15 protein-coding genes are annotated in these 16,693 nt (G+C 58.9%); 9 read left to right on the top strand and 6 right to left on the bottom strand.

Annotation, left to right across the window (positions count from 1 at the left end; translation table 11 throughout):
* Nucleotides 1-11 precede the first annotated feature (11 nt).
* The 3 genes from dacB to AC5S3R_RS02830 all read left to right on the top strand — a co-directional run bounded on the left by dacB (nt 12) and on the right by AC5S3R_RS02830 (nt 2,525).
* Nucleotides 12-1,652 (top strand): D-alanyl-D-alanine carboxypeptidase/D-alanyl-D-alanine endopeptidase, encoded by a 1,641-nt coding sequence (gene dacB / locus AC5S3R_RS02840; protein ID WP_494265121.1) that lies wholly within the window; start codon nt 12-14, stop codon nt 1,650-1,652.
* Between the two features lie 163 nt (nt 1,653-1,815).
* A complete protein-coding gene (locus AC5S3R_RS02835; RefSeq protein ID WP_494265120.1) occupies nt 1,816-2,160 on the top strand; it encodes a c-type cytochrome in 345 nt (114 codons plus the stop codon).
* Nucleotides 2,157-2,525 (top strand): hypothetical protein, encoded by a 369-nt coding sequence (locus AC5S3R_RS02830; protein WP_494265118.1) that lies wholly within the window; start codon nt 2,157-2,159, stop codon nt 2,523-2,525. The genes AC5S3R_RS02835 and AC5S3R_RS02830 overlap by 4 nt, the downstream gene beginning before the upstream one ends.
* 5 nt (nt 2,526-2,530) lie before the next feature.
* On the opposite strand, the gene AC5S3R_RS02825 is transcribed toward AC5S3R_RS02830, so the two are convergent.
* Together AC5S3R_RS02825 and AC5S3R_RS02820 are read right to left on the bottom strand one after the other, a co-directional pair.
* Nucleotides 2,531-2,923 (bottom strand): type II toxin-antitoxin system VapC family toxin, encoded by a 393-nt coding sequence (locus tag AC5S3R_RS02825; protein ID WP_494265116.1) that lies wholly within the window; start codon nt 2,921-2,923, stop codon nt 2,531-2,533.
* Nucleotides 2,920-3,216, bottom strand: a complete 297-nt coding sequence (locus AC5S3R_RS02820; RefSeq protein WP_494265114.1) for a type II toxin-antitoxin system Phd/YefM family antitoxin — start codon at nt 3,214-3,216, stop codon at nt 2,920-2,922. Before AC5S3R_RS02820 ends, AC5S3R_RS02825 begins: the two co-directional genes overlap by 4 nt.
* A gap of 104 nt (nt 3,217-3,320) precedes the next feature.
* On the opposite strand from AC5S3R_RS02820, the gene AC5S3R_RS02815 reads away from it, so the two are divergent.
* Nucleotides 3,321-5,363 carry a S9 family peptidase gene (locus tag AC5S3R_RS02815; protein ID WP_494265113.1) on the top strand — a complete coding sequence of 681 codons (2,043 nt, stop codon included), beginning with the start codon at nt 3,321-3,323 and terminating at the stop codon, nt 5,361-5,363.
* 36 nt (nt 5,364-5,399) lie between these two features.
* On the opposite strand, the gene AC5S3R_RS02810 is transcribed toward AC5S3R_RS02815, so the two are convergent.
* Nucleotides 5,400-5,711 carry a hypothetical protein gene (locus AC5S3R_RS02810; RefSeq protein WP_494265112.1) on the bottom strand — a complete coding sequence of 104 codons (312 nt, stop codon included), beginning with the start codon at nt 5,709-5,711 and terminating at the stop codon, nt 5,400-5,402.
* 161 nt (nt 5,712-5,872) lie between these two features.
* Between AC5S3R_RS02810 and AC5S3R_RS02805 the strand changes: the two genes are divergently transcribed.
* Nucleotides 5,873-7,987, top strand: a complete 2,115-nt coding sequence (locus tag AC5S3R_RS02805; RefSeq protein ID WP_494265111.1) for a S9 family peptidase — start codon at nt 5,873-5,875, stop codon at nt 7,985-7,987.
* Nucleotides 7,988-8,021: 34 nt separating this feature from the next.
* On the opposite strand, the gene AC5S3R_RS02800 is transcribed toward AC5S3R_RS02805, so the two are convergent.
* Entirely contained in the window at nt 8,022-9,437 is a 1,416-nt protein-coding gene (locus tag AC5S3R_RS02800) for a UDP-glucose dehydrogenase family protein (protein ID WP_494265110.1), read from the bottom strand.
* A gap of 265 nt (nt 9,438-9,702) precedes the next feature.
* Between AC5S3R_RS02800 and AC5S3R_RS02795 the strand changes: the two genes are divergently transcribed.
* The 4 genes from AC5S3R_RS02795 to larB all read left to right on the top strand — a co-directional run bounded on the left by AC5S3R_RS02795 (nt 9,703) and on the right by larB (nt 14,752).
* The gene (locus tag AC5S3R_RS02795) at nt 9,703-11,574 is read left to right on the top strand and encodes a capsule assembly Wzi family protein (protein WP_494265109.1); all 1,872 of its coding nucleotides are present in this window, start codon (nt 9,703-9,705) and stop codon (nt 11,572-11,574) included.
* Between the two features lie 84 nt (nt 11,575-11,658).
* Nucleotides 11,659-12,594: an ATP-dependent sacrificial sulfur transferase LarE gene (gene larE / locus AC5S3R_RS02790; RefSeq protein WP_494265107.1), complete on the top strand. Its 936-nt coding sequence runs from the start codon at nt 11,659-11,661 to the stop codon at nt 12,592-12,594.
* Between the two features lie 41 nt (nt 12,595-12,635).
* Entirely contained in the window at nt 12,636-14,006 is a 1,371-nt protein-coding gene (gene larC / locus AC5S3R_RS02785; RefSeq protein WP_494265106.1) for a nickel pincer cofactor biosynthesis protein LarC, read from the top strand.
* A complete protein-coding gene (gene larB / locus AC5S3R_RS02780; RefSeq protein WP_494265105.1) occupies nt 14,006-14,752 on the top strand; it encodes a nickel pincer cofactor biosynthesis protein LarB in 747 nt (248 codons plus the stop codon). The genes larC and larB overlap by 1 nt, the downstream gene beginning before the upstream one ends.
* Nucleotides 14,753-14,786: 34 nt before the next feature.
* Here the strand turns inward: larB and AC5S3R_RS02775 are convergent, their stop codons facing one another.
* Both AC5S3R_RS02775 and AC5S3R_RS02770 read right to left on the bottom strand, forming a co-directional pair.
* Nucleotides 14,787-15,218: a GIY-YIG nuclease family protein gene (locus AC5S3R_RS02775; protein WP_494265103.1), complete on the bottom strand. Its 432-nt coding sequence runs from the start codon at nt 15,216-15,218 to the stop codon at nt 14,787-14,789.
* 141 nt (nt 15,219-15,359) lie between these two features.
* Nucleotides 15,360-16,604 (bottom strand): aminopeptidase, encoded by a 1,245-nt coding sequence (locus AC5S3R_RS02770; RefSeq protein ID WP_494265102.1) that lies wholly within the window; start codon nt 16,602-16,604, stop codon nt 15,360-15,362.
* Nucleotides 16,605-16,693 lie beyond the last annotated feature (89 nt).

Genomic DNA, 16,693 nt, shown 5'->3' with positions numbered 1-16,693 from the left:
TCTTCGATTGTATGAGTGCGTTCCTGTACACTCCGGCCATGCGGATGATTCATGGAGTGTTGGCAGTTGGGTTGGCGGCGTGTGTGCCGCAGTGGGGGGTGTCACAGGCGCTGAAGCCTGCGTTTGGCGGGCAGAGCGCTGCTTCGCATGTGGATGCGGCGCTGGCGCAGCGGATTGATGCGATTCTGGCGGAGCCTGCGGTCAGCCATGCGACGTTTGGGATTTCGGTGACGGCGCTCGATGGGACTCCGCTGTATGGGCTGAATGAGGGACGGCTGTTTGTGCCGGCTTCCAATACCAAGCTGGCGACAACCGCCGCCGTCGCCGCGCTTTTGCCAACAAGCAGGCTGACATGGACCACGCAGGTGGTGGCGACGGGGCCGATTGATGCGGCGGGTGTGCTGCATGGGGATCTGGTGATTCTTGGTGCGGGCGACCCCACGTTCAGCTCGCGGAAATATCCATTTGAGCCGCCTTCGGAGACTCCGCAGCCAGTGGAGCCCAAGCCACCAGTAACGCTGCCGTTGGATGAGCTTGCCGCGCAGGTGGCGAAGGCGGGTGTGAAGTCTGTTACCGGAAAAGTGATTGGCGACGACAGCTTTTTTACGCATGAAAACTGGGGCTCGGGGTGGAGCTGGGACGATTTGGCGTGGAGCTATGGTGCTCAGGTTTCGGCGCTGAGCTACAACGAGAACACGATTGAGCTGACGCTGGCTCCGGATGCGGGTTCGCGGACGCCTTCGGTGGTTTGGAGTCCGGGCGTGGCGTATTACACGCTGCAGCCGGGGATTACGGTTGCGGCGCAGGGTGAGGCTGCGCATCCGGGATTGGATTTGCCGCCGGGGAGCCGCGTGGTGCGGAGCTTTGGCACGATTGGGGCGAAGGGATTTCGCGGGGCGCTGGCGGTGGATGACCCGGCGGAGTTTACGGCGAGGACTTTTGCGGTATCGCTGAAGGAGCAGGGAATTACCGTTGCGGGCGGCGCGGGAGTGGCGCATCAGGAGGCGGTGGATACGGAAGGCTTCTCCAAAGAGCGGGCTGAGCCGCTGACGCTGGCCGCGAATGAGGCGCTGGCTACGGTTGCGGCTCCGGCAGCGGGGCGGCGCGTGCTGGCTACGCGGGTCTCCGTGCCTGTGATCCAGGACATTGTGATGACGAACAAGCACAGCGAAAATCTGCATGCGGAGCTGATGCTGCGGCTGCTGGGGAAAGAGTTTGGCAGCGAGGGCAGCTTTGCGCAGGGGGCTCGCGTGGTGCGGCAGTTTCTGGAGAATGCGGGCGTGGATGGGAATGATTTCTTTCTCTATGACGGCAGCGGAATGAGCAATGATGACCGGATTGCTCCGCGGGCTGTGACGCGGCTGCTGGCCTATGCTGCCGGACAGCCTTGGGGAGCGGCGTGGCGGTCTTCGTTACCGGTTGGCGGCGTGGATGGCACCATCAGCGGACGGTTTAAGAATTCGCCGGTGAAGGGGCGCGTGAGGGCGAAGACGGGAACCCTGAGCGAGGTGAATGCGCTCTCGGGGTATGTCGCGGCGGACTCGGGGAAGACGGTTGTGTTTTCGATTTTTGTGAACGGGCACAGGCCGGGGAGTAATGAAGAGATGCACGCAATGGACCGGATTGTTGAGGCGATTGCGGCAGCTGAGTAAAGCAGGGTGCAGGGTACAGGGGGATAGATAAAGGGCAAAGGCTATAAAAAGCGTTGTAGATATCCCAGCTATGCACGATAAAGCTGCGCATGAGTGGGGCACCTATCATTAGTTGTCCTATCCAGAATTTGGCGGTGGTTTCGGCTTATATCATCGGAGTGAGATGCGAGTTCGATTGATTGTTGGTTCTCTGGTTGTTGTGGTGGGAATGGCTGGATGTAAGCCGTTGCCTCCTTCCAAGCCTTCTTCCGAGTGGACTCCGCAGGAGGCGCGCGGGGCGCAGGTTTTTCAGGCTAGTTGCGCGAGGTGCCACAACGCGACGACGACGCAGGGCAAGCAGGGGCCGGGGCTGCAGGCGATTACCAAGGTGAAGGCGATGCCGAGCGGTGCGCCGCCTACGGATGAGCGGCTGGCTGCGACGATTGTGCATGGACGCGGGATGATGCCGGCGACTTCTTTGACCGATGACCAGCTTCAGGACCTGCTGGCTTATATTCACTCGCTATGACAGGGACTCCGCAGGCTCCCCAAAACCGGAATCAGAAGCGCGAGCTGCCGCTGCCGGGCGTGGCGGCGATTGCGCTCTACCTGCTGCTGATTGCCGGGATTATTGTGCTCGGCGTGGTGGGGGGCGGGCATTATCCGATGGTTTATTTGCTGTTCTCGGTGATGTTTGTGGCTTCAAGCGCGGGGCTGATTGCGGGGTTTCGCTGGGCGTGGGCTCTGGCGCTGGCGGCGGTGTTTCTGCTGATGGGGTATAACTTCTGGGTCTTCTCGGTTCAGCATGAGGCTCCGGCAGTGGTGCAGGGGGCTCTGAACCTGGTTTTCTTCCTCTACCTGGTGCGTCCGGAAGTTCGCATGAAGATGAAGTAGGAAACTTACCAGAGGGTTTTGCAGACGTTGGCGCGCAGAATCTGCCGGTCTCCCGTAACGAGGGTGCAGTTATGGTGGATGGCCGTAGCTACGATCAAACGGTCCATCGGGTCGCCGTGGAATGGTTCCGCGATCTGGGCGGCGGTGATCGCAATTTCATTCGTGATGGGAAATACGCGAATTTTCTCGCGAATGCGAGACAAAAAAGCATCCTGCGGAATGGTAGGAACGATGCGGCCTCGCCGAAGCCCATAGGCTATTTCATAGATGCTTGCTACCGAGGCAGCAAGCTGGATTTCTTCCGCTTCGGCTTGTTGAATGGCGCGCAAAGCGCGTTTTGACATGTCCCCGGTAGTAAAGCCCATCCAGAGGATTGTGTGCGTGTCGAGCAGAATCACTCTGGCTCTCCGTGGTGAATACGATTGATCTCAATGTCCTCGAAGCGCTTCCATTCTTCGTCAGAAAACATGGACTCAACCAGATCGACACCTTTTGGAATGCTCCCATAGCCTTTGAGGAATCCGAAAATAGACTCCCTGGGTGGCTTCTCATTTTTTTTCTGGATGGGCATGACCACCGAAGCGACAGGTTTGCCGCGCTTGGTGATGAGCACAGGCTCGCCGGTTGCGTTGACCTCATCGAGAATGGCCAGGCATTTTGCCTTGAAAACACCCGCAGGTACGGTCTTCACGGCTCCCTCCCATTTCATTATATAACCATGGTCATTTAACTATGGTCATAAAGAGTATAGATTCCTCATAGGTTTCTGAGGGGCGGGGTGTTACTCTTCTGCGCATGTCTCTCCTGTTGCGGAAATCTCTTGTCTCTCTTGCAGTGTGTTCGATTGCCTTTCCTCTTGCGTTTGCTCAAGGCGCAACTAAAAAGCGTGACATTACACTCGATGATCTGGGACGGCTGGAGCGCGTTGGCGCGCAGTCGATTTCGCCGGATGGCGAGTGGGTTCTTTACTCGGTATCGAAGACCGATTTCAAGGAAGACAAGAGCGAAAGCCATCTGTGGATGGTGAAGTGGGATGGCTCGGAGCGCCTGCAGGTGACCTTTGGCAAAGAGGGCGCGGGCGGGGCGAAGTTTTCACCGGATGGGAAGTACATCAGCTTTACGTCGTCGCGGCCGGGACCTGCGAAGGGAAGCCAGATTTGGCTGCTAGATCGCCGTGGCGGCGAGCCGCAGCAGTTGACCGCGATTACGGACAAGAATATTTCGGGGTATTCGTGGTCGCCGGACTCGAAGATGCTGCTGTTGACGCTGAGTCCCAAGGACGAGCCGGAGCCTGAAGAGGGCAAGCCTGCCAAGCCGCAGCCGATTGTGATTGACCGCTACGCTTTCAAGCATGACGTGTCGGGATATGTTCACGACGAGCAGTGGGAGTCTCTGTATCTCTACGACATTGCCACCAAGAAGGTAGAGAAGCTGACCACCGACAAGAACGTGAACGAGGAAGGCGCGGTGTGGTCTCCGGATGGGAAGTGGATTGCCTTTGTGAGCAACCACGATGCCGACCCGGACCGCAGCAACAATACCGATGTGTTTGTGGTGGAGCCAAAGGCCAACTCGACGGCGAAGAAGCTGACGGATTGGAAGGGGCCGGATGGCGGGCGGCTGGCGTGGTCGCCGGATTCCAAGTCGATTGCGTTTACGGAAGGCGCGGAGCTGAAGCTGTTGGAATACTCGCAGTCGAAGCCGGCGGTGGTAACGCTGGATGGCAAGGTGAGCTATCCGGCATCGAAGTTTGACCGCGCGGTGAGTGCGCCGCGTTTCTCGCAGGATGGTTCGCTGAGCTACCTGGCAAGCGATGACCGCTATGAGTATCCGGTGCAGGTGGAGTTGAATGGGCCGGGCGTGAAGAAGCTGCTCGACGCAAAGGGCGTGGTGCAGTCGTGGGATACGGTGGCCGGGCATACGGTGGTTGCGTATACGGATGACATGACTCCGGGCGAGCTGTATGCGCTGGAGGATGGGAAGCTGCGTGCGCTTACGCATAACAATGACGCGCTGGTGGCGGAGCTGAATCTTGTTCCGGTAGACGATGTGGAGTTCAAGGCCAGAGACGGCAACGACGCGCATGGGTTGCTGACGAAGCCCGCGGGATGGAAGTCTGGCTCGCCCGTGCCGATGATTTTGTTTATCCACGGCGGCCCGAACGGACAGGATTCGCACGCGTTTGATTTTCAGCGGCAGTGGCTGGCCACGAAGGGATATGCCGAGCTGAACGTGAACTATCGCGGTTCCAGCGGGCGCGGGCAGGCGTATTCGAGCGCGATTGCAGCCGACTGGGGCAACAAGGAAGTGCTCGATATCAAGGCCGGCGTGGATAAGGCGATTGCGCTGGGCGTGGCCGACCCGAACAAGATGTGCGTGACGGGCTGGAGCTACGGCGGCATTCTGACGGACTACATGATTGCAAGCGATTCGCGGTTCAAGTGCGCCATCAGCGGCGCGGGCACGGCGTTTACGCTGGCGTTCTACGGAGTGGACCAGTACATCCTGCAGTACGACAACGAGATTGGGAAGCCGTGGGAGAACCTGAAGCTCTACGAGAAGCTGAGCTATCCGTTTCTTGAGGCGGGCAAGCGAATTCATACGCCGACCATGTTCATGGGTGGCACTTCAGACATGAATGTGCCGCTGCTTGGTGGTGAGCAGATGTACCAGACGCTGAAGTCGCTGGGCGTGCCCACGGAGCTGGTGGTGTATCCGGGGCAGTTCCACGGCTTCACGAAGCCCAGCTTTATTCATGACCGCTATGAGCGGTGGCTTGGCTGGTGGGATAAGTATCTGCAGCCGGAAAAGGCTAGCGTGGCGGATAGAAAGAAGTAAGTTAGAGGCGCTCTCAGGAATGGGAGCGCCGTTTTGTTATTCGCTGAGGGAGAGGATGCCGCGTTTCGCGGAGGCGTCCTCGAATGAGACGGTTCTTTCGGGTACGAACTGCAGCGTGATGGTGAGCGCCAGCGCGAGTGCGGTAATAAGCAGTCCGATGACGAGCAGCAGTGCGCCCGTCCATACGGCAAGGCCGATGACGGACAGGCTGATGTCGAGTTTGGAGCTATCGACCGGCCAGGAGAAGTTGAACCCCGTGTTTCCGGTGCAGTAGTGGAAGATTGTCCATAATCCGCCCGCGATGAGGGCAACGGCTGTAATCCATAAGCGTCCTACTATATTTTTCATAAGCGTTCTCCCATGCGGTGAGGAAGAGTGTTTTGTACGCGATGAGTGATTTTATCACTCTATAAGGGAGATGCACGGCGCGGGGCAATGGTTGGCGTGGCACTGCAAGATGCTGGGAAGTAATGGCTTACTTCAAAAAAATAATCTGACGGGAGGCTTGCGTGAAGAGTTGCGGAATGCTGTTGGGGGTGGCGCTGCTAGGCGTGGCGGTTGCGGGGGCGCAGGCGGAGAAGTTCACGATTGAGCAGGCGTTGAGCGCGCCGTTTACCAGCGAGCTTTCGTCCGCTCCGGCTAAGGGGCGCGTGGCCTGGGAGGCGAACATCAACGGGCGGCGCAATCTTTGGGTTGCGGAGCCGGGAGCGGGCGGGTATGTGTCGCGGCAGGTGACGCACTACACCGACGATGATGGGCAGGAGTTGAGTGCGGCGGAGTGGACGCCGGATGCTGCGTCGATTGTTTTTGTGCGCGGGTCGGCGGTGCAGGGAGCGACGCATCCGGTGCCGAATCCGGCGTGGTTTCCGCTGGGCGCGAAGCAGCAGATTTGGGTGGTGAGCGCGGAGGGCGGTGCGCCGAGGCTACTGGCGGAAGGCAATGCTCCGGCTGTCTCTCCGGATGGCAAGACGGTGGCGTTTCTCGCCAAAGGGCAGGTGTGGACGGTTGGGCTGGATGCGGGCGCAAAGCCTGAGCAACTGCTGCAGACGCGTGGCGGAGCGCGGGGCCTGCGCTGGTCGCCGGACGGTACGCAGCTTGCGTTTGTGAGCAGCCGGGAGGATCACAGCTTTATCGCGGTGTACTCGTTTGCGGCCAAGGCGATTTCCTATCTCGATCCTTCGACGGATTTGGATGAGGCTCCGGTGTGGTCGCCGGATTCGAAGCAGATTGCGTTTCTGCGAGTTCCGGGGGATAAGGATGCAACGCTGTTTGTGCCGCACCGTACGGCGTTGCCGTGGTCGATTCGCGTGGCGGATGTGGCGGCGGGCAAGGGGCACGAGATTTTTCATGCGGAAGAGGGACCGGGTAGCGCATATCACCGCACGGATTCCGAAGACCAACTGCATTGGGTTGCCGGTGAGCGGGTTGTTTTTCCATGGGAGCGGGATGGTTGGCAGCATCTTTATTCGGTTTCACTGGACGGACACAGTGCTCCGACATTGCTCACGCCGGGCGCATTTGAGGTGGAGCATGTTTCGCTGAGCGATGACCGCAAGATGCTGGCCTTTGATTCCAATCAGGGCGACATTGACCGGCGGCACGTATGGAAGCTGAGTTTCGGTGACTCGACGGGCGCTCCGGTGGCTGTGACTTCCGGAGAGGGCATCGAGACGCAGCCTGTTGTGGCCAGTGATAACGCGACGGTGTTTGTGCTGCGCTCGGATGCACACACGCCGATTCGCGCCGCAGTGGTGAATAGCGGCAAGCTGGCGGACCTGGCTCCGCAGGCGGTTCCGGCGGATTTTCCGGGAGCGCAGTTTGTTACGCCGCAGCAGGTGATTTTTTCGGCAGCGGATGGAATGCCGATTCATGGGCAGTTGTTTTTGCCGAAGGATTTGAAGCCGGGCGAGAAGCGGCCTGCGGCAATTTTCTTTCACGGTGGCAGCATGCGGCAGATGCTGCTTGGCTGGCATTACATGGAGTACTACTCGAATGCCTACGCAATGAACCAGTGGCTGGTGAGCAAGGGATACGTGGTGCTGAGCGTGAATTATCGCAGCGGCATTGGGTATGGGCTCAACTTTCGTGAGGCGCTGAATTATGGAGCATCCGGCGCGAGCGAGTTTAACGATGTGATGGGCGCGGGCGTGTATATGCGCAGCCGTCCTGACGTGGACGGAGCGCGGATTGCAAGCTGGGGCGGGAGCTATGGCGGCTATCTGACGGCGCTTGCCCTGGCGCGGGCGTCTGACCTGTTTGCGGCGGGCGTGGATATGCACGGCGTGCATGACTGGAACCTGGAGATGCCCACGTTTTCACCGAATTACGATCCCAAGGAGCATGCGGAGCTTGCGCGTGTGGCGTTTGAGTCTTCGCCCATGGCGTCGGTGTCTACGTGGCGGTCTCCGGTGCTGTTGATCCAGGGAGACGATGACCGCAACGTGCCGTTTGCCGAAACGGTGCAGCTTGCGGAGGCGCTGCGGAAGCAGAAGGTGGAGTTCGAGGAACTAATCTTCCCCGATGAGATTCACGACTTTCTGCTGCGGCGGAGTTGGGTGAATGCGTACAAGGCCAGTGCAGATTTTCTGGGAAGGAAGCTGAAAGTAACGAACGCCGGTCAGTGACCGGCGTTCGTGTGTTCCTGCTGCGTATTCGTTGTTAGAGCAGCATCTTGTTCGGCTTGCCCTGCTGCGCGTTGTAGGTGGCGGGGCGGCCTACGCTGACGTAGGTAAAGCCGTGGTTCTCCATCTCTTCCGGCTTATAGAGGTTGCGGCCGTCGATGATGATGGGGAAGCGCATGGCGCGGTTGAGGCGCGGCAGGTCGAGGTCGGCAAACTCTCTCCAGTCGGTGAGGATGAGCAGCGTGTCCGCGTCCTTGGCGGCTTCGTAAATGTTGTTCGCATAGTGCATCTTTTCCGAAGGCGGAAGGATGGTCCTGGTGCGCTCCGCGGCTGCGGGGTCGTAGGCTGTGACGATGGCTCCGGCTTCGATGAGGCGCTGGATGATGTCGATGGCGGGAGACTCGCGGATGTCGTCCGTGCCGCCTTTGAAGGCAAGGCCAAGTGCGGCGATGCGCTTGCCGCGAAGCGTCCAGAGGGCTGCGCGCACCTTGTTGAAGAAGACGTCGCGCTGCGCATCGTTGATGCGGCGGACTTCTTCGAGCAATTCAAAGTTGAGACCCTGCTGCTGCGCGACGTAGTGGAAGGCGGCCACGTCCTTGGGGAAGCAGGAGCCGCCGTAGCCGATGCCGGCTTTGAGGAACTTGGGGCCGATGCGGGCGTCGAGGCCGATGCCGGTGGCAATGTCTTCAATGTTGGCATCCACGCTTTCGGCAAGGTTGGCCACGGCGTTGATGAAGGAGATTTTCAGCGCGAGAAAAGCGTTGGATGCGTGCTTGATAATCTCCGAGCTTTGCGGCGAAGTGATGAGGATACGCGCCGGTTCGGTGGCGCTGCAGATGCCGGGAAGTGCGCCGTCCACGTCGTAATAAGTGCCGGTGGTCAGCGGAGCATAGATGCGCTTGAGGACTTCCGCGGCGCGCTCGGTGCCTGCGCCGACGACGATGCGGTCCGGGTGGAGGAAGTCGGCGATGGCAGAGCCTTCGCGAAGGAACTCAGGGTTGGAGACCACGTCAAAGAGCGTGGGGTCGATGCCGTGGCGATGCAGCACACGGCGAATCCACTCGTTGGTGTAGACGGGCACGGTGCTTTTTTCAACGATGACCTTGTAGTCGGTGATGCCGCGTGCGATTTCCGTTACTACGGCTTCCACGTACGAAAGGTCTGCCGCGCCGGTATTGCCCTGCGGCGTGCCGACGGCGATGAAGATGGCTTCAGATTTTTCTACGGCGCCAGCGAGGTCTGTGGTGAATTCGACGCCACGTCCGAGGTGCTTTCCTAGAAGCTCGGGCAGGTTGTCCTCATAGATAGGGACGCCGCCGGAGCGGAGCATGTCTACTTTGGCTTTATCGTTATCTACGCAGGTCACCTGGTGGCCCATGTCTGCGAAACACACGGCTGCAACGAGGCCGACATATCCGGAACCGATAACGCAGATGTTGACGGGCTTTGACATATCGAGAAATCTCCTGGTGGTGCTTTTCAAGCGGCTATGGTCGTAATCAATTAGAGTTACTAATAAGGAAGTAAGGCTGAATATTCGGCCTCTTCCTTTCTAAAGTATCTATTGTAGGTTGGCTGCGTCTATCTAACATTATTGGAATGCCGGTTACAAAGGCGTAACTTCTTTATTCGCAACTGCTCCGCGCCCCTTTTCCCTGTCGCGCGAGATGAGCCGAAGCGAAAAAATCTGTTCTATTAGGAATGATAGAGTGAGAAATATGAAGACGAGACCTGTCGTGGCGCGTAAGTTGCCCGTTCTTACCGCATGGATCGTTCTTACAGCAGGGGCCGTGGCAGGTTGGGCTTCCTCTTCCGGGCCTGAAGGTGCGGCGGATGGCCGTCAGAATGGCGGGGCATCTCCGGCGGCGCGTTGCAACATTTCTTCCATGGGCTCCCCGTATATTCCGGTCGATAGCTGGGTGTATCCGGCGGTGTACCGGCTCTACTCGCTTGGCTTTGTGGATACCGTCTACCTGGGGATGCGGCCCTGGACACGCAACAGCGTAGTGCACATGCTGGAAGAGGTGGAGCCGCGTATTGAGGACGACACCGATACGCCGGAAGGCGGGCAGGCGGAGGAGATTTACGAATCTCTGATGCACGAGCTGCGCGACGACCTTTCCGGGCCGTGCATGGCTTATCGCGGACAGGCCCGGCTGGAGTCAGCCTATACGGTGATGCGCGGAATCAGCGGCACGCCGCTGCGCGATGGTTACCATCTAGGCCAGACGATTGTGAATGATTATGGCCGGCCTTATGAGGGCGGCTTCAACAACTACACAGGTTTGAGCGGCTATGCGACTTCCGGGCGCTTTTCGTTTTATGCACGCGGCGAGTTTCAGCGTGCGCCTTCGGCGGCGGGCTACTCGACGGGGCTGGCTACGGATTTAGCGACGATTGATAGAACGTATGGCACCTACGGGAACTTCACGCTCTTTCCGCAGGCAACGATTCCGCTGGGGCCGATTGATTCCGCTACGAATGGGCGCATCATCGAGGCGGTTGTCTCGGCGAATGTCGCCAACCATGAGATTTCCTTTGGCAAGCAGGATGAGTGGCAGGGCCCGGCGCAGGGCGGCGCGATGGGGTACTCGAACAATGCGGAGAATATCTACTCGTTCCGCATTAACCGCGTGGAGCCGCTGCATGTGCCGTTGCTGTCGCGAGTAACGGGGCCATTTCGCTACGAGCTGCTGGTGGGTGCTTTGCAAGGGCACACGCTGATTCCGAACCCGGAATATGTGGCGGCCAACCAGAACCCATTTGCGCCGACTATGCCGAATGTCATTAATCCAGGTAATCCCTGGGTGCATGTGGAGAAGGTGAGCTTCCGCCCCACGGAGAATGTGGAGTTTGGCTTTGCGCGTACGGTGATCTGGGGCGGCAAAGGTCATACGCCGATTACGATTCATAGCTTTTTGAAGAGCTTCTTCAGCGTGTCGAATGTGTCGGCGGCGGAGAAGTTTGGGCGGAGCGATCCGGGAGCGCGCTTCAGCCAGTTCGATTTCTCTTACCGGCTGCCGTTTATGCGGAGGCTGCTGACGCTCTATGCGGACTCCGAGGCTCGCGATGACATTATTTCGCTTTCCGCGCCGCGACGTGCAGCGTGGAGGCCGGGGCTTTATCTCTCGCATGTGCCGGGCGCGCCGCGGCTTGATCTTCGCGTAGAAGGTGTAATCACTGACCCGCCGACGGGAAGAAGCAATGCCGGCCAGTTTATGTATTGGGAGTACGAGCAGCTACAGGGCTATACCAATAAGGGCCAGGTTTTTGGCGACTGGATGGGCCGCGAAGGTAAAGGCGGCCAGGCGTGGCTGACCTATCACCTGAGCGGTAATGAGTGGGTGCAGGTGAACTATCGCCGGCAGAAGAATGCGAAGGACTTTATTGCTTCGCCTACGGCTGAATATGGCACGACGCTGGATGATGTGGGCGTGCAGGCAGTGAAGCGTATCGGCAAGGACTTTGAGGTGAACGGCAGCTTTACGCTGGAACACTACAAGGCTCCGATTTACCTGCCGGGGCAGCAGACGGTGACGACCACCAGCATCCAGTTGACGTGGTTGCCGGGACGCAAGGTCAGCTTCTAAAACTGTGGGAGTGAAGACGGCGCTATAGAGCGGTTCTCCAGTTTATGTGACATTTTCGGCGTCTCACAAGGTGGCTTTTTCTTGGTGAAAAAGCCACTCGACATTTGCGGCTTCGATCAACAGCAACTGGAGAACCGCTATAATCGCGGCATGGCGGAGACAGCTCAGGAGCGGGTGTTCCACGCAGAGGCTGCGGCAGAGAAGCTGCATGCGCTGGAAGAGCAACTGCGCGGGCTGGGCTCGTTGATGGTGGCTTACTCCGGCGGCGTGGACTCGGCGTTTTTGGCGGCCACTGCGCATCGCGTAATGGGCGAGAAGATGCTGGCGGTGCTGGCGGATTCGCCCAGCCTGGCGCGGCGTGATCTGGAACAGGCTGTGGCGTTTGCACAGACTGTTGGCATGCCGCTCAAGATTATCCAGACAGAAGAGCTGGAGAAGCCGGAGTATCAGCGCAATGATGCGAACCGCTGTTTCCATTGCAAGACGGAGTTGTTTGCCGGCATGGAGACGCTGGGGCGTTCGCTTGCGTTTCAGTACATTGCTTACGGCATGAATGCGGATGATAAGCAGGATTTTCGACCGGGGCAGCGTGCGGCAGAAGAGCATGCTGTGCTGGCTCCGCTGGCAAGTGCGGGTTTGAGCAAAGTTGAAGTGCGTGCGCTGGCGAAGGCTGCGGGGTATACGCTGTGGGACCGGCCGGCCGCGCCTTGTTTGTCGTCGCGTGTGGAGTATGGGCGGGCGGTGACGCGCGAAGTTCTGGAGCAAGTGGAGCGCGGCGAAGAGGCGATGCGCGGGCTTGGTTTCCATGAGTTTCGCGTGCGGCACCACGGGCCGCTGGCGCGGGTGGAGATTGCGCGGACGGAGATGCCGCGAGCGCTGGATATGGCGGTGCTCGACCGGATTACAGCGGAGTTGAAGGCCGTGGGCTTTCAGTTTGTGGCGCTTGATGCGGCGGGTTTCCGCTCGGGTTCGATGAATGCGATTCTGCCCGTGGATGTGCTGCTGCGCCGCGGAGCTTAGCACCGCATCTCTTCCGCGGCTTTCGATACAATCACAAAGCTATGCGAATTGGTTATCTGGAGTGCTTCTCCGGTATCAGCGGAGATATGTTTCTTGGTGCGCTGGTGGATGCGGGCGTGCCGCTGGAGCATCTGGCGGGTGTGGTGAAGTCGCTGAATGTGGGCGCGCGGCTTGAGGCTCGCAAAGTAATGCGTGCCGGGATTGCTGCTACCAAGGTGGATGTGATTGCGGAGGATGCGCATTCGCATGAGCATCATGAACATTCGCACTCCCATTCTCATGAGGAGAAACATTCCCACTCGCATTCGCATGGGGATGGGCATTCGCATGAGCACTCTCATACACACTCGCATGAAGAGGAACACGCGCATACACATTCTCACGAGCATGACCATGAGCACGAACACAGTCATGAACACTCGCATTCGCATGAGCATCGGTCACTGTCGACGATTCTTGGCATCTTGAAAAAGGCTTCGCTCACAGAGGGTGTGAAGGAGCGCGCCATGCGTGGCTTTACGATGCTGGGTGAGGCGGAAGCTGCGATTCACCAAGTGCCCATCGAGACGGTTCACTTTCATGAAGTGGGCGCGGTGGACACGATTGTCGATATTACGTGCGCTGCTGCGGGCGCGGAGTGGCTTGGCATTGAGAAGTGGATAGCTACGCCGCTCAACGTTGGCAGCGGAACGGTGAAGTGCGCGCATGGCACGCTGCCTGTGCCTGCTCCGGCGACGCTGAAGCTGCTGGGTGATGCTCCTGTGTATGCGGCGGGGCCAGCGATGGAGCGCGTTACCCCTACGGGTGCGACGATTCTGAAGATGCTTGGCGTGGAGTATGCTTCGCTGCCTGCTGTGCGCGTTTCTGCGAGCGGCTATGGCGCGGGCGGGAAAGATACAGCCGGTGAGCCGAATATCTTGCGGGTTCTTGTTGGCGACAGCGCGGGTGCAAACCAGGGCGAAGAGGAAATTGCGATTCTTGAGGCGGTGATTGATGATTCGACGCCGCAGTTGCTGGCCTATGTGAGTGAGTTGCTGCTCAGTGCAGGTGCTTGGGATGTTTATCGAGTGCCGGTGCAGATGAAGAAGAGTCGCACAGGGGTGCAGTTGACCGTGCTGTGCGCGCCGGAAAAGCTGACAACGCTGCGCGAGATTGTTTTTCGCGAGACGACGACGATTGGCGTGCACTGGCGCACGGAATCGAAGATGGCTTTGGCACGCGAGTTTGCAGAAGTGCAGACGGAGTGGGGTGTGGTGCGGATGAAGATTGCGCGGCTGGCTTCAGGCGAAGTGGTGAATGCTGCTCCTGAGTATGAGGATTGCCGGAAGATTGCGAGCGAGAAAAAGATTCCGCTGAAACGTGTAATGCAGGCGGCTGCGCAGGCATACACCTTGCAGGCAAAGGGGAAGTGATGGACCGTGCGCAGATGGAAGAGTTGCTGAAGGCAGTAAGCGAGGGGCGCACGGATGTTCCGGCGGCGCTGGAGCGGTTGCGGAATCTGCCGTTTGAAGATATTGGGATTGCGAAGGTGGATCATCATCGCGCGCTGCGGACGGGAATGCCCGAAGTGATTTTTGCGCAGGGCAAGACCGATGCGCAGGTGGTGAAGATTTTTGCGCGGATGGCAGAGGCCGGCGGGAATGTGCTGGCTACTCGGGCTTCACGGTCTTGTTATGAAGCGGTGGCTGCGGTAGAGGCTCGTGCGGAGTTTCATGAGACGGCGCGGTGCATTACGCTTCAGCAGTCTGCAATGGTTTCCGGCAAGGGGACGATTGCTGTTGTTTGCGCGGGGACTAGCGATTTGCCGGTTGCGGAAGAGGCCTATATTACTGCGCGTCTGATGGGGAATACAGTTGAGTTGATTGCCGATGTGGGGGTTGCGGGAATTCATCGGCTACTGGCGCAGCGCGAGAGCTTGCAGACGGCGCGAGTGTTGATTGTTTGCGCGGGGATGGAAGGGGCGCTGCCTACGGTTGTTGGCGGCATGGTGAATGCGCCGGTGATTGCTGTGCCTACGTCTGTTGGCTATGGGGCTTCGTTTGGTGGGGTGGCTGCGCTGTTGGGGATGTTGAATACATGCTCGCCGAATGTCTGCGTAGTGAATATCGATAATGGGTTTGGAGCGGCGAGTATTGCTACATTGATTAACCGGTTGTGAGCTACCTCACCCGACCAGGCCCCCCACCAAATTTTCAGTTCGAATCTGTAAAACGTCTCAAAATAACATCCATGTTTGGAAGACTGTTTATTTCCTGGTTAATTGGAGGCACGGCCTTCTCAATGCAATCCAGAATTTCCTGCGGCGCCTTGAACCATTCGTGGCCGGCCGAGTCACCTGGAATTCGAGCCAACTCATGAAAACGCTCATGCCACTTTTTCTCTATATCCTCCGCCTCTTTCATCGTCTGGACAAGAATCATTCGCAGGAGTCGAATACGGCCATGGTTTGCGGACTGTATACCTTTCAGCCTGTTCAATAGCCCTTCGCGTGTGCTTACTCCTATCTTGATACTCCTGCAGCTATCACAATCCGCACCTGCCAGAACGAAATAAACAACACCCTCACGGCGGTACCAAGGTGAGCTAAATTTGCTGCTTGAAGTTGCTTCTATATTGGGCTCCATCGCACTATGCTATCGCAGTTAATGGCCGGTGGCGGAAAGCATACCCGAGGGGCGGAAGCCCTGTTCTTCCATGAGTACCTTTGTGGCAGGGCCAAAGCCCTGCCCTACCTAAAAACTTCAAAGGTATGCTTTCGATGAAAATTAAACCCATTCGCCTTGGCGGATCAGGGGTTCGCGGGTTCCGGTGGCGGTGATGCCGTCGATGTCGAGGTCGCCGGAGCCGATCATCCAATCTACGTGGATGAGGCTGGAGTTGGCTCCCTTCGCGGCTAGCGCTTCGTTGCTTAGTTTGTCGCCGTCCTTGATGCAGGAGGTGTAAGCCTGCCCAAGGGCGATGTGCGAGGCGGCGTTTTCGTCGAAGAGAGTGTTGAGGAAGGTGAGGCCGCTCTGAGAGATGGGCGAGGAGTGCGGCACCAGCGCTACTTCGCCGAGGCGGCGTGCGCCATCGTCGGTGCTGATGAGCTGGTTGAGGACTTCTTCGCCCTTGGTGGCGTGGGCTTCGACGATACGGCCGGACTGGAACTTGACCTGGATGCCTTCGATCAGCGTGCCCTGATGCGAGAGCGGCTTGGAGGCGGTTACGATGCCGTCGGCGCGGTCTTTGTGCGGCGTGGTGAAGACTTCTTCCGTGGGCATGTTGGGAATGCAGTAGAGACCGTTGCCCGCGGTGGTGCCGCCGCCCATCCAGAGATGATCGTCGGCGAGGCCGAGCGTAAAGTTGGTGCCGGGGCCTGTGTAATGCAATGCCGAGTAACGCTTTTCGTTTAGGAAGGCGGCGCGCTGGTGCAGGCCGGCGTCGTGGGCTTTCCAGTTGGCTACGGGGTCGCTGCTGCCGATGCGGGTGGTGGCGAAGATGGCGTCCCAGAGCTTGGCTAGCGCATCTTCCGGTGTGTCGTTGGGGAACATTGCCTGCGCCCATGCGGGAGTGGCTGCGGCAACGATGGTCCAGTTGATTTCGTGACGAGTGATGAGGTCGAGCGCGGGGCGGTAGGCGATGGAGACGGCTTTGTTGGCGCGGCTTACTTTGGCGGGGTCTTCGTTCGAGAGCAGGAGCGGGCTTGCGCCGGTGATGGCGAGGCGTGCGGCTCCGCTCTTGAAGGCGTTACCCATGCCTTCGTAGAGCCATGTGGCGGCTTTGTCGAAAGCGGCGTCGGGGGCGTACTTGTAGCGGAGGAGGGTGGCTTCGTCGTCGGCGTAGAGCGTGGTGACCAGTGAGGCTCCGGCGCGGTAAGCGTGCTCGGCAATTTTGCGGGCGAGCGGCGCGGCGTCGAAGGGGGCGGTCATGACGAGCTCCTGGCCTGCGGTGAGGCCGAGGCCTACCTTGATGGCTACTTCGGCGAGCTGGTCGAGTTTTTCGGCTTGGGAGAGTTCGGTGGTGAGAGTCATAACAAGGTGATTGTAGCGTTTTGTCCTGCCGGACGGGCCCACTGCGCGTGGTGCGAGCGTCGTGGGCGCCTCTTTACTGCGCCTTCGGC

It is taken from the genome of Occallatibacter sp. FHG110214_02 (assembly GCF_059115385.1).
This window is presented reverse-complemented; position numbering and strand designations above follow the sequence as displayed.